At 60.5% G+C, this 13423-nt stretch carries 12 protein-coding genes; all 12 read right to left on the bottom strand.

Annotated features, from left to right (window positions below):
* Nucleotides 1–125: 125 nt before the first annotated feature.
* Nucleotides 126–695 (bottom strand): anthranilate synthase component II, encoded by a 570-nt coding sequence (locus tag K419_RS0112025; RefSeq protein ID WP_026841816.1) that lies wholly within the window; start codon nt 693–695, stop codon nt 126–128.
* Nucleotides 696–927: 232 nt separating this feature from the next.
* Nucleotides 928–1368, bottom strand: a complete 441-nt coding sequence (locus K419_RS0112020; RefSeq protein ID WP_026841815.1) for a response regulator — start codon at nt 1366–1368, stop codon at nt 928–930.
* Nucleotides 1365–3263: an ATP-binding protein gene (locus K419_RS0112015; protein ID WP_026841814.1), complete on the bottom strand. Its 1899-nt coding sequence runs from the start codon at nt 3261–3263 to the stop codon at nt 1365–1367. Before K419_RS0112015 ends, K419_RS0112020 begins: the two co-directional genes overlap by 4 nt.
* Nucleotides 3260–5338 carry a response regulator gene (locus tag K419_RS0112010; RefSeq protein ID WP_026841813.1) on the bottom strand — a complete coding sequence of 693 codons (2079 nt, stop codon included), beginning with the start codon at nt 5336–5338 and terminating at the stop codon, nt 3260–3262. Before K419_RS0112010 ends, K419_RS0112015 begins: the two co-directional genes overlap by 4 nt.
* 252 nt (nt 5339–5590) lie before the next feature.
* Complete coding sequence (gene rarD, locus K419_RS0112005) at nt 5591–6514, bottom strand: EamA family transporter RarD (RefSeq protein WP_026841812.1); 924 nt, start codon at nt 6512–6514, stop codon at nt 5591–5593.
* 49 nt (nt 6515–6563) lie between these two features.
* Entirely contained in the window at nt 6564–7940 is a 1377-nt protein-coding gene (locus K419_RS0112000) for a sodium-dependent transporter (protein WP_226377693.1), read from the bottom strand.
* Between the two features lie 180 nt (nt 7941–8120).
* Nucleotides 8121–8615, bottom strand: coding sequence for a YbaK/EbsC family protein (locus K419_RS0111995; protein WP_026841810.1), 495 nt, complete (start codon nt 8613–8615; stop codon nt 8121–8123).
* 123 nt (nt 8616–8738) lie between these two features.
* The gene (locus K419_RS0111990; RefSeq protein ID WP_026841809.1) at nt 8739–9641 is read right to left on the bottom strand and encodes a DMT family transporter; all 903 of its coding nucleotides are present in this window, start codon (nt 9639–9641) and stop codon (nt 8739–8741) included.
* 1 nt (nt 9642) lies between these two features.
* On the bottom strand, nt 9643–10344 hold the full coding sequence (locus K419_RS0111985; protein ID WP_026841808.1) for an ABC transporter ATP-binding protein: 702 nt from the start codon (nt 10342–10344) through the stop codon (nt 9643–9645).
* The gene (locus tag K419_RS0111980; RefSeq protein ID WP_026841807.1) at nt 10337–11110 is read right to left on the bottom strand and encodes an ABC transporter ATP-binding protein; all 774 of its coding nucleotides are present in this window, start codon (nt 11108–11110) and stop codon (nt 10337–10339) included. The genes K419_RS0111985 and K419_RS0111980 overlap by 8 nt, the downstream gene beginning before the upstream one ends.
* Nucleotides 11111–11132: 22 nt before the next feature.
* The gene (locus K419_RS0111975) at nt 11133–12026 is read right to left on the bottom strand and encodes a branched-chain amino acid ABC transporter permease (RefSeq protein WP_026841806.1); all 894 of its coding nucleotides are present in this window, start codon (nt 12024–12026) and stop codon (nt 11133–11135) included.
* A gap of 5 nt (nt 12027–12031) precedes the next feature.
* Nucleotides 12032–12907 carry a branched-chain amino acid ABC transporter permease gene (locus K419_RS0111970; protein WP_026841805.1) on the bottom strand — a complete coding sequence of 292 codons (876 nt, stop codon included), beginning with the start codon at nt 12905–12907 and terminating at the stop codon, nt 12032–12034.
* Between the last annotated feature and the right edge of the window lie 516 nt (nt 12908–13423).

Genomic DNA, 13423 nt, shown 5'->3' with positions numbered 1-13423 from the left:
GGGGAAAACAGCGAAGGACGGGGTGATCCGGTGCGGGACGTTCTCCTTGCTGGCCATGCATTTGCGGCGCCAGCCAGGGAACCGGGCCCGGGCGGATGCCATCCGGGTCCCTGGTAGCGCAGAGGTTACTTCGTCATCTGCAGAAAGTTTTGCAAAAGCTCCATCCCGCCCTCGGTGAGGATAGACTCCGGGTGGAACTGCACGCCCCAGATCGGGAGGGTGCGGTGCCGCATCCCCATTATCTCCCCCTCGGCAACCCAGGCGGTCACCTCCAACTCGGCGGGAAGCGACTCGCGCTCGACGATCAGCGAATGGTAGCGCGTGGCCGCAAACGGGTTGGGGAGGCCGGCGAAGAGTTCCTTGCCGTCGTGCAGGATGGGGGAGGTCTTGCCATGCATCAAGGTGGCGCTCTTGACGATCTTGCCGCCGAAGGCGTAGCCGATCGACTGGTGCCCGAGACAGACCCCCAGGATCGGAATGCGCCCGGCGAAGCGGCGCACCACCTCGACCGAGATCCCTGCCTCCTCCGGGGAGCAGGGGCCCGGGGAGATCACGATGCGCTCCGGCGCCAGGGCCTCGATCTGGTCCAAAGTGATCTTGTCGTTTCGGTGCACCCCGACCTCCTCGCCCAGCTCGCCCAGGTACTGGACGATGTTGTAGGTGAAGGAGTCGTAGTTGTCTATCATCAGGAGCATATGAGTAACCTGTCGGAATACAGAAGTTTTATCGGACACTGCGTGGGAAGGAGACGCGGGAGGCCCCGATCCCCACTCGTTTGGTGTTTAATCGGAATCGCAGAAATATATAGGTTTTGCCGACAAAACTCAAGTTATTCCGACAGGAAGTAGGGAGGAGGGTGCAACCGGGAGGCTGCCCGCAAGGCGAAGCAGCCGTTTTTCCGGTCCAGATGGGAGGGAATTTGGAGGGCTACCAGGGGCGTTTGTTCCAGGCCAGCCAGTAAAAGCCCATGTCGCGCAAAAGCTCGCTGAAGGAGTCGAAGTCCACCGGTTTGGTCAGGTAGCTGTTGGCGTAATTCTGATAGGCCTGGGCAAGATCGCGCTCCGCCGCCGAGGTGGTCAGTATCACCACGGGGATCGCCTTAAGCTCTTCCGAGGCCTTCACCGCCTTCAGCACCTCGATGCCGTCCACCTTGGGAAGACGCAGGTCCAAAAGGATCAGGTGCGGGCGCGGGTACTCACCCGGGTCGGCATAGACCCCCCTGTGGTTGAGGAAATCGAGTGCAGCCTCGCCGTCTTCCACATGAAAGATCCTGTTGGCCAGCTTGCCGTCGTCCAGGTTGCGCATCGCCAGTTCGGCGTGATCTGGGTTGTCCTCGACCAGCAGGATGCAAAGCGGTTCGCCGTTCATGTTGTCCCTCCCTTTGTAGCATTGTCATTGTCAGCGGGGTTCTTGGCCCCCAGGGTAAAGCAGAAGGTGCTCCCGAGGCCTGGGCCTTCCGACTCCACCCAGAGCCGTCCGTCGTGGAGTTCGACGATGCGGCGCGCCAGCGCGAGCCCGATCCCGGTACCCTCCGAGTGCGGATCGAGCTTATTGAAGAGCCCGAAGACGGTTTCCCGATACGGCTCCGCGATCCCCATGCCGTTGTCCCGTACCCAGAAAACCTGCTCGCCCTCCCCTTCCCGTACGCCGATCTCCACCAGCGGCTGCAGTTGATCCCCCATGTACTTCACCGCGTTCTCCACCAGGTTTTGCAGCACCTCGGCAATGCGCGGCGCATCTCCCCATACCGCGGGAAGTCCCGGCTGCAGGACCACCTCCACACCGCCCTGCGCGAGCGGGCCGGAAAGCTGTCCCAGCACCTCCTGCGCCAGCAGGTTCAGGTCGATCTGGGAGGGAGGGTTCATGATGCGGCCGATCCTCGATAACTCCAAGAGATCGCTTAAAAGCGCGGCCATCTTGTCGGCGGCCCCCATGATCCTTTTCACGTCCGAATCGAGCCGCGTCAGCTTCCCGGCCTCGAAGTCCTTAAGGACCGCACCGGCGAAACCTTTGATGGTGATGAGCGGGCTCTTCAAGTCGTGGGAGACCGTGTAGGTGAAGCGCTCCAACTCCGCGTTCTTCGCCTCCAGTTCCACCTCGCGCACCATCCGCTCGCGCACCTCGTTCTCCAGGAGCGCTGCCTGTTCCTTCACTGCAGCCTCGACCTTCTTGCGATCGGTGATATCCCGGTTGCTGGCGCGGATGCCGTTCTCGGCCCCTTCGCTTGTGTACACTATCTGGCATATGTGCGAGATCCACCTCACTTCGCCGTCGCGCCTGACGATGCGGAAGTCGATCGGCTCGCCCTTCCCATTCCTCGCCGCATGGAAGTGATTGTCGAAGGCAGCAAGGTCGTCCGGATGGACGATCCGCTTTATAAGCGCTGGGTCGTCATGGAACTCGTCGTGGCTGTAATCCGAGATCTCCTTGCAGGAGGGGGATATGTACTTGAAGGAGCCGTCGAGCCCCTGCCAGTATTCCCAGTCTGCCGTGTAGTTCGCCACGGTGCGGTAGCGCTCCTCGCTCTCCTCCAGGATGCTCAAGTTCCTGGTAACCACCCTGGCACCGACCAGGATCAACCCCATCCCGAAGATCCAGAGCACCCCGTAGCTCAGGAGGCCCGCGACGACTGCGCTTTTGGCATACTCCGCCTTGTTTTCAAGCGGAACCAAGACGCTTACCCCTCCCCGCACGTCGCCCGCCTTGTATCCCTGCACCGCGTGGCATTTGAGGCATCCCTCCTCCGTTATGAAGGGGCGCATGAGCCTCAACTGCTCGTGGCCGCCCACATTTTGGACCTCGCTCACCTCCTGTACCCCGTTCTCGAACTGGCGGAGCGCCTTCGCCTCCCAGGGATCCGGGGTGTTTTCGGGGCGCAGCGGTTTCAAGCTGGTGATGTGGCCGCGAATCTGATCGCCATGCCCGTCCGCGAGCTCGAAGACCTGACGCATCATGTACGCGGGGTTGACGAGGGTAAGCCGCCTTCCGGAGGGGGTGGTTATGTCACGTTCGGCTATGTGGGCCAGGTAAGGATTCGGGAGGGTGGCCTCGGTCACCGGGACGTAGACGCCGCCATGCCTGTTTCCCCAGCGGCGAAACAAGGCGTCCTTGTTGAAGGAGGCGCGGGCCTCGGCACGCGCCACTTCCACCACGCTGTCCATTTCGTGATGATAGAGCCAGGCATACGAGATCGCGATGGCTATGGTCCAGAAACCGGCCAAAAGCAGCGCGAAGCTGCGAATCCGGTGTTTCTGCTTGATCATGCTTCCCCTCCCCTGCCTGATATCCGCGGGGGCCGGTCCAGCATCTCCCGCACCTTTTTGAGCAGGAGCGCAGGCTTGACCGGCTTCATGATCAATTCGGCACTCTCCTCCAACTCGCATCTGCTCTTGATTATTTCAGCCGTGTAGCCGCTGGTGAAAAGAATCCTGGCCTCGGGCCGCAGCCGCCGGATCTTTTCCGCTGCCTCCTTGCCGTTCATGACGGGCATGATGATGTCCATCAGCACCAGCGCTATCTGGTCGTTCTCCTGGAACTTCTGCACGGCTTCCTCCCCGTTGGCAGCGTGGATGATGCAGTAGCCGTACTGCATGAGGACGCTCGTCACCAGCTCCAGGACATACAGATCGTCCTCGGCCACCAGGATGGTCTCGCAGCCGCGCACCTCATCCTCGATGGTGACGGCCTCGGCGCCGGCGACCTGCTCCGGCTCCACCACCGGGAGATAGATGCGGAAGGTGCTGCCGACACCGGGCTCGCTGTAGACGTTGACGAACCCCTTGTGCTGGATGACGATGCCGTAGACGATGGCAAGACCGAGTCCGGTCCCCTTTCCCGACACCTTGGTGGTGAAAAACGGGTCGAAGATCCTGTTTCTGGTCTCCTCGTCCATCCCCTGGCCGGTATCGGAAACGGTCAAGAGGGCATAGCTGCCGGGGGTACCGAAGCCGTGGGCTTGCACGAATCCGGCGTCGATCTCCTGGCGCTCCAACGCTACGAACAGGCTCCCCCCCTTGGGCATGGCATCCCTCGCGTTGGCCGCGAGGTTCATCAGCACCTGGTCGATCTGCCCCGAGTCGACCACGGCCCAGACGGAGCTCTCGGGGACCTTGGTGGAAAGGGTGATGTCCTCGCCGATGATGCGCTGCAGGAACTTCTCCACCCCTCGCAACAGCAGGTTCAGGTCGGTCGGAACCGCCTTCACCTCCCCCTTGCGGCTGAAAGCGAGCAGACTGCGGGTCAGGTTGGAGGCGCGCTCGGAGGCGGCGGATATCTGCAGCACCTTGTCCCGCAGGGGATGGCACGGCGCGAGGTCGAGTTTGAGCATCTCGCAATACCCGCCGATCACGGTGAGGATGTTGTTGAAGTCGTGAGCCACCCCGCCTGCCAAAAGACCGACCGCTTCCAGCTTCTGGGAATGGCGCAACTGTTCTTCGAGCTTGTGCCGCTCAGTGACGTCGATGGCGATCCCCAAAAGGCGATCGCTGCCGTCCACGGTGAGGGTCTCGATGTAGAGTTCGGCCTTGATGGTCCGCCCGCCCCGTGGGTGGAGGCTCAATGCCATCCCCGAGACATGCCCTTCCCGATTGAGGATCTCGAATACGGTTGCCCGATCGTCGCTGCTGATCCAGCCGACCTCTGTGGTGGACTTGCCTATGACCTCTTCCCGGCCCCAACCCGATACTTCAAGGAACCTGTTATTGACGTCGAGGAGGGTGCCGTTTTCCCGCGTCGTGATGGTCATGATCATGGGAGCGTTGTCGAAGGCCTTCGAGAATTTTTCCTCGGAGAGCCGCAGAGTCTCCTGGGCCTGCCGGCGCTCCGCGATCTCGTTTTGCAAAACAACAGCTTGCGCCTGCAGCGCCTCCTGGGCGATCTGCCGCTCGGTCACCTCATGTTCAAGTTGACGGGTCTGCAACAGCAGCGCGTCCACAGCGTGCTTGTGTTCGAGCATCAGGTCCCATTCGCGCAAGGCGCGTTCTATGATGCGCGGCATCGCCTCGAAAACCTCAGGCATTTTGACCACGTAATCGAGCGCGCCGGCCTTCATGGCGTCGACTGCTAGTTGCTCGTTGCCGTGCGAGGTCATGATCACTACCGGCGTGGTCTGCCCGCTTTTCAGCACAAGGTCCACGCCTTTGCCATCGGGAAGGAGGTAATCGGTGAGCACTATGTCGAAGTCGCGAGTCTGCACCCTCGCGAGCGCTTCCTGAAAACTGGTGGCAACAGTCAGACGATACTGGTCGGAGGTGTCGTTGAAACCTCTCCTGATCAGTTCCGCGTGGGACTCGTCATCTTCCACTACAAGGATTTGCTTGATCTGGGATGAAGGGTGCATAGCGTCAGCTCCTGCTCTGGTACAACCAGGGCTCTTTACCGCACCTGTCAGAGCAGACAATGAAACGCTGCTCAATGGATACAGGTTGCAAGTCCATAGTCTTTTCGGGTTGTGGAGAGAGAAGTTTAGAAATTTATGAGATTTCTACAGCGAAAGGGGGGGGGAAATGAGTATAAAGAGGCAGGTGTGGTCCATCAGGTCCATCGGTCCATCGTGGTTCCCAAGGTCCACCTTGGGAACCAGACACTACCTTTACCGTACCTGCTGCCGGGTGACGAAGCGATAGGCGTGCCACGAGTACAGGGCCAGGCCGCTCCAGATGAAGAGGAAGCTCACCATGTGCGTATGGGTGAAGGTCTCGCCGAAGATGGTGATGGCGAGCAGGAAGTGCATGGTGGGGGTGATGTACTGCAAAAATCCGATAGTAGCCAGCCGCAGTTTCTTGGCAGCGGCGGCAAAGAGAAGAAGCGGTATGGCGGTGACGATGCCGGACATGGGGATGAGCAGATCGAGACGGGTGGAATGGGTCAGGAAAACCCCGGCGCCGGTTTGGTTCAGGTGGACCAGGTAGTACAGCGCAAAAGGTGCGAGCAAGAGCGTCTCGACGGTGAGCCCGACCAAAGGCTCCACATGAAGCGCCTTGCGGATCAGGCCGTAAAGCCCGAAAGAAAGCGCCAGCGCCAGGGCGATCCAGGGCATGCTGCCGTACTCGATGGCCAGGTACAGGACGCCGGCAACGGCGAGGGCCAGGCTGATCCACTGCGGACGCTCCAGCCTCTCCCGCAGGAACAAAAACCCCAGCAGCACGCTCACCAGCGGATTGATGAAATAGCCAAGGCTCGACTGCAGCACCTCCCCCACGCTGATGGCGTAGATGAAGACCAGCCAGTTGGTGGCGATGAGCAGGGTGGTCGCAAAGAGCACCGCCAACGATTTGGGGAGGGTGAGAAGCTCCAGCATGCTCCGCCACGCCTTTTTCCAGGTGATGAGCAAAAGCAGGAAAGCCAGCGACCAGACTATCCGGTGCGACACCATCTCAAGCGGCGGCACGACCTTGACCGATTTGAAGTAGAGCGGGAAAAAACCCCAGCAAAGGTACGCGGCAAGACCGTAGATGACGCCAAGGCGCCGCGCCTCGGTCGCAGCCAGTTCGGAAGTGTCGGCAGGTTTGGTCATATCGGGTTCCGGTAATTTAGCGCCCCCTGCGGGAGGGGGCGCTAAGTAGCTAGATGATTTTCAGTCCGCGCAGCAGGATGACGCCGATGGTGATGGGCGCCACATACTTCACCAGGAAGAAGAAGATGCTTATTACGGCACCGTTTCGCAGCGTGCCGTCGTTGGACAATGCCCCCCTCACCTTCTGCTCCCCCCACACCCACCCTACGAAGATGCAGATGAAGAGCCCCCCCACCGGCATCAGCAGGTTCGAGGTAAGGAAGTCGTACAGGTCGAACATGGTCATGCCGAACAGCTTGAAGTTTGCGAGGACGCTGTTGGAGAGTGCGGCAGTGGACCCGATCAGAGCCAGTAGAGTGCCGGTAGCAGCCGTGGCCTTGAAGCGGCTCACGCCGAAGCGCTGGTGCAGATAGGCGACCGGCACCTCCATGATGGAGAGCATGGCGCCCGTCGCGGCAATGGCCCCGAGGACGAAGAAGAGAACCACGAAGACGTTGCCGAAAGGCATCTGGGAGAACACCGCCGGGATGGTGATGAAGAGAAGCGACGGCCCGGCCTCCGGTTTGAACCCGAAGCTGAACACGGCAGGGAAGATGGCGATCCCAGCCAGGATGGAAACGGTGAGGTCCGCAAGCATCACGCGCAGAGCGGTCATGGGAACGTTCTGGTCGTCCCTGAAGTAGCTCCCGTAGGTGATCATGGTCCCCATCCCGACCGAGAGCTTGAAGAAGGCAAGCCCCATGGCGGTGAGCACCACGGCGCCAGTGACCTTGGAAAAGTCGGGGCGGAATAAGAAATCGAGCCCTTGGGCTGCGCCCGGGAGCATCAGGCTGCGCACGCCGATCATAACCAGGATCAGGAACAGGACCGGCATCAGCCGTTTGGTGGTCTTCTCGATCCCCTTGGAAACCCCCATGACGATGATGGCTCCGACGAAGATGATGACCGCGCACTGCCAGAAGACCGACTGCACCGGGTCCGCGATCAGCTTCTCGAAGGCGGCCGAAGTGACCTTGGGATCGGCCGAGAGGATGCTCCCCGAAGCCGCCTTGAAGATGTAGGCGAAGACCCACCCTGCGACCTCCGTGTAAAAGGCAAGGATGAGAAAGGCGGAAAGGACGCCGGCCGCGCCGATGAGCGACCAGGTTTCGCGTTTGGGGTGCAGCACCCGGAACGTGGTCAGTGCGTCGGACTTCGAGCGGCGGCCGAGCATCAGTTCCGCGATCATCACCGGGAGTCCGGCCATAAGCGTCGAGAGGAGGTAGACGACGATAAAAGCCGCCCCGCCGTTAAGCCCAGTCAGCGCCGGGAACTTCCAGATGTTGCCCAGCCCCACCGCGGAGCCGAGAGTAGCGGCGATGACGCCCAAACCCGTGGTGAAACTGTCGCGTGCCTTCACTGCCTTGGGTGTTTCCATGCTTTCCATGCTTGCCATTTTTCCTTTGTCTGCGGCATTAAAAGTCCCCCTCCCGTCAAGGAAGGGGGGGAACTGTTGTCTGCGGTATGCCCCGATGCCCCGTTGCCCCGATGCCCCTTTGCGAAGGCGAGGCTATAGCGTCCCCCCCTTTGCGAAGGGGGGACAGGGGGGATTTGATTGTGAATCTCCCTACGCCGCCAGTACTTTCTTTATGTTCACTACTTCCCCCGAAGTGATCAGGCAGAGCTGTTCCGGGGTCAAAGAGAAGAGCGCGTGAGGTGTCCCCGCCGCTGCCCACAATTCGTCGTAGCCCAAGAGGTCCTCGTCCACGTAGGTGTGCAGTGGAGCCGGGTGCCCCACCGGCGACACCCCGCCGATGGCGAATCCCGTCTGTTCCCGCACGAAGTCGGCGTCAGCCTTCCCTATCTTCTCGCCCACGAGGACCGCCAAGCTCTTTTCGTTCACCTGGTTCGCGCCGCTTGCGACGACGAACACGGCCTTGCCACTCGACTTGCCCCTGAACACCAGCGATTTCACAATCTGGCCCACATCGCACCCGACAGCGTTGGCCGCGTCGACCGCGGTGCGCGTGCTTTCCGCAAGTTCCTTCACCTTGCAATCCAGGCCGAAGCCATGGAGCGCGTCCTGCACCCGTTTGGCGCTTGCACTCAAATTGGAATCCATACCCGCCTCCTGTCGTATAGTTTCAAAAGCCGCACAGCCAAACTGCCCGCACCCCCGCCCTCTCCCAAAGGGGGAGGGGTTCTAGCCCCTACCCCCTCCCCCCTGGCCCCTAGCCCCTGCCTGCTAGCCCCGCCTTTTGCCTCTCGCCGTCACCCTGGTGAAGAGGTAGAGTCCCGAGAAGATGATGGCACCCCCCACGGCCTGGCGCGGGGTCGGGTTCTCGCCCAGGAAGACGGCGGCCCAAAGGATCGCCCCGAGCGGTTCGCCAAGGACGCTCACCGAAACCACGGAAGCCTGCACATACCGGAGCACCCAGTTAAATACGGTGTGCCCCAGGATGGTGCAGACCAGAGCCAGCGCCACGAAGATGAGCCAGTCCCGGGCGGGATGGGGATACATGGGAAACCGTGCGGCCAGAGCGGTCGCGGTCAGCACGATCGCACTCGATCCATAGGTGACGAAGGTGTAGCCGGTAAGGGGGACGTCGCCTCTGAGCCTTCTCCCGATCAAAAGGTATCCGGAGACCATCACGGCGGCAAAAAGGGCAAGCATGTCGCCGATGAAGGCGCTTCCTCCCAGCTGGAAGTCGGTGGCGCCGATGACGACGCTCCCGGCAAAGGCGAGCGCGCCGCCGTAAAGCGCCAGGCGCGGCACCCGCTCCTTGAAAAAGATCCAGGAACCGAGCACGACGAAAAGCGGCTGGGTGGTGACCAGCACGACCGAGCTGGCGATGGAGGTGTATTTGAGCGAGATGAACCAGGTGACGAAATGAAAGGCCAGGAAGACGCCGCTCGCGGCGGACAGGAGTACCTGCCGCTTCGTCATTCCCCTGAGTGCGGGGGCGCCTCCCCAGAGCGTAAACGGCGCCAGGAAAGTGAAGGTGAAGATGAGCCTGTAGGCGGCTATCACCAGCGGCGGCGCGGAGCAAACCCGCACCAGGATCGCGGAGAAGGAGACAGCAAAAACCCCTACCAGGATGGCCAGGTAGGGGTTGATCCAAGGCTTGATGGTGGCGGTTTCGGACACCCTACTCTCCCAGGTACGCCTTCCTCACCTCGGGGTTGGAGGCAAGCTCCTTGGCGTCCCCCTGCAGCACGACCTCGCCGGTCTCAAGGACGTAGGCGCGGTGGGCGATGGAGAGCGCCATGTTGGCGTTTTGCTCCACCAGCAGGATGGTGGTGCCGCCGGCGTTGATCTCCTGGATGATCTGGAAGATCTGCTCCACCAGCATCGGGGCGAGGCCCATGGAGGGCTCGTCGAGCAGGAGCAGCTTCGGACGGGACATGAGCGCCCGCCCCATGGCCAGCATCTGCTGCTCGCCGCCGGAAAGGGTCTTGGCCGCCTGCTTCTTGCGCTCGTTCAGGCGCGGGAAACGCTGGAAGATCTTCTCCATGTCGGAGCCGACCTCGCTGTCGCTGCGGGTATAGGCGCCCATCTCCAGGTTCTCCAGCACGCTCATCTTGGCGAAGACGCGGCGCCCCTCGGGAACCTGCGAGATGCCGAGCTTCACGATCTCGTGCGGCGGGAGCTTGGTGATCTCCCGGTCCAGATAGGAGATCTTGCCGGCGACGGAGGGGACGATATTGGAAATGGTGTTGAGGATGGTGGTCTTGCCGGCACCGTTGGCGCCGATGAGTGCCACGATCTCCCCCTGGTTGATCTGGAAGGAAACGTTTTGCAGCGCCTTGATGGCGCCGTAGTTCACGCTGATGTTCTCTACCTTAAGCATGCGCTGCTCCTTTGCCGAGGTACGCCTCGATCACCTTGGGATTGGTCCGGATCTCTTCCGGAGTCCCCTCGGCGATCTTCACCCCGTAGTCGAGGACGGCGATGCGGTGAGAAATCCCCATGACGAACTTCATGTCATGCTCGACCAGGAACACGGTCACGCCGGTCTTGCTGATCGCTTTCACCATCTCCGCCAGGACCTGTTTTTCCTGCGGGTTCATCCCCGCTGCAGGCTCGTCCAGGAGGATGATCTGCGGCTTGATGGCAAGTGCGCGGGCGATCTCGAGGCGGCGCTGTTCGCCGTAGGGAAGGTTCCCCGCCAGCTCTTCCGCCTTGTGGCAGAGGTCGACCTGTTTCAGGCAGGCCATGGCCAGCTCCTTGAGCTCGGACTCCTCGCGGCGCACAAAGGGGAGGAACTTCAGCACGGCCCCGGTCAGGTCCCATTTCCCCCTGGTGTGGGCGCCGATCAGGACGTTCTCCAGGACGGTCAACTGGGTGAAGAGCCTGATGTTCTGGAAGGTGCGGCCGATCCCCGCGGCGGCGATGTGGAACGGGGTCTTCCCGGAGATGCTCTCCTCCATGAAAGAGATCCGCCCCTCGGTCGGAGTATAGATCCCGGTGATGAGGTTGAACATGGTGCTCTTGCCGGCGCCGTTGGGGCCGATGAGGGCCATGATGCTCCCCTTCTCTACCGTGAGGTTTACCTTGTCCACCGCGACCAGGCCGCCGAAGCGGATGGTGACGTCTTCGAGTTTAAGTATCGACATGCTTTTTCTCGCTAGAGTGAAATTATTTACGTTTCTTGCCGATGGCCCGAAGCAGCAGTTCCGTGAAGTTGACGCCGCCCAGAAGCCCGTTGGGGCGGAACACCATCAAGAAAACCAGCAGCGCGCCGTAGACCAGCATGCGGTACTGGGACATGAAGCGCAGGAACTCGGGCGCCGAGGCAAGCAGGGACGAGCCGATCACCGTGCCCGGAACGCTCCCCAGGCCGCCCAATACCACCATGGCGAGGATATCGACCGATTTGAGGAAGCCGAAGTCCGAGGGGTTGATGTAGCTCAGGAAGTGGGCGTAAAGGCCGCCGCCGACCCCGGCCATGAAGGAGCCGAGCGCAAAGGCCTGGATCTTGTAGCGTGCGGTGTTGATTCCCATCGCCTCGGCTGCGATTTCGTCCTCGCGGATCGCCTTCAGCGCCCGACCGAACCGGGAGGACTGCACGAAGGTGACCAGCACGATGGAAAGGATCGCCACCACCCAGACGTAGATAGGCATGGGGATCATGGTCTTAGCCGGGGGGACGGTTAGGCCGAGCGCCTTGTTGGTCGGCTCGAAGTTCAGGAAGAACACCTTGACGATCTCGGCGAAGCCCAGGGTGCAGATGGCGAGATAGTCGCCGGTCAGCCTCAGGATCGGGAAGCCGATGGCGGCAGCGACAATGCCGGTGACCACGCCGGTAACCAGGAGGTTCAAACTGAAAGGGAGCCCGGTCTTGATGGTGACCATGGCGCTGGTGAAGGCGCCTATGCTCATGAAGGCAGCGTGCCCCAGCGACAGCTGTCCGGTGAGACCGACGATCACGTTGAGCCCCAGCGCCAGCACGATAGCAATGCCGATGTTGACCAGGATCTGCATCATGTACGGGTCGACGGCGCCGACCAAGCTATTAAGGAAATCTGCCATCGAATCTACACCTTCTTTGTAATTTTTTGTCCCAAAAGGCCTGTCGGCTTTACAAGGAGAACGAGCACGAGAATGGTAAAGGCGATCGCGTCACGGTAGGACGAGTACCCGATGGCGACACCAAAGACCTCGGAGACGCCCAAAAGGAGCCCCCCCAGCATGGCGCCGGGAATCGAGCCGATCCCACCGAGGACTGCGGCGGCGAAGGCCTTGAGGCCGGCCATGAGACCCATGTTGAAGGAGACGGCGTTGAAGAGGACCCCGACCAGCACCCCGCCCGCCGCGGCGAGCGCGGAGCCGAGGGCGAAAGTGAAGGAGATGATGCGGTTCACGTTGATCCCCATGAGGGCCGAGGTGTTGTAGTCCTCGGAGGTGGCGCGCATCGCCTTGCCGATCTTGGTCTTTTGGACGATGAACTCAAGAGCCATCATGAGGAGCGCCGAGACGCCGATGATCAGGAGCTGCAAGGTGGAGATGTCGGCGCTGCCGACCTGGATCTGGTGCACCGGGAAGGCGCCGTCGGGGAACCCTTTGGCGTCGGCCCCGAAGACCATCAATGCCAGCGAGGAGAGGAAGATGGAGACGCCGATCGCGGAGATGAGCGCGGAAAGCCTGGAGGACTTCCTAAGCGGCCGGTAGGCGATCAGCTCGATCAGCACCCCCATGATCATGCAGAAGATCATGGCGCCGATAATGGCGACGAAGACGTTGACCTTGAAAAAGGAGACCAGAAGCAGTCCGATGAAGGCCCCCACCATGAAAATCTCGCCGTGGGCGAAGTTGATCAGGGTGATGATGCCATAGACCATGGTGTAACCCAGTGCGATCAGCGCATATACGCTTCCAAGGGCAACGCCGTTGACTAGCTGTTGTAGGAACATGTCGACTTCCTTCGACTGAGATTGCAATCCGGCTAGAGATGCATGTTGCGGTGTGGTATTACCAAAAACAGTGAATCAACTTAAATGATTGCCACTTTACTCAAATAGAACAGCAGATGCCCATGACGTATACCATAAACTCCTTAAAGCAAGCAAGTCTTGATAATTATGAAATTTTTTTAGCAAACAATGTCAACATGGAAATAGAACGTTAGACGACAATGCCAGTTGTCAGTCCAAAATGCCATCAAGGCTGCACAGCCACATCGTTTAATGAGGCGAGCCGGCGATGACAGCGCGACACTGTACAACAGCTTGAACTGTTTCGCAATCTTAAACTTTTGATTACCAACCAAAAAAGTTTAGTCTGCTGTGTCCAGCTTTACCTTGACGGAAACGACCAGACTAAAAGCGGAAAACGAAAAAGGGCAGCCCGAAGGCTGCCCACAAAAGAGGACAGGCTACTTTTTAAAAACAAAAAGTAGCCTGTCCCCCTTTCGCCCTGTCCCCTTTTCA

The organism is Citrifermentans bremense R1, assembly GCF_000426865.1.
Taxonomy (GTDB): domain Bacteria; phylum Desulfobacterota; class Desulfuromonadia; order Geobacterales; family Geobacteraceae; genus Geomonas; species Geomonas bremensis.
This window is presented reverse-complemented; position numbering and strand designations above follow the sequence as displayed.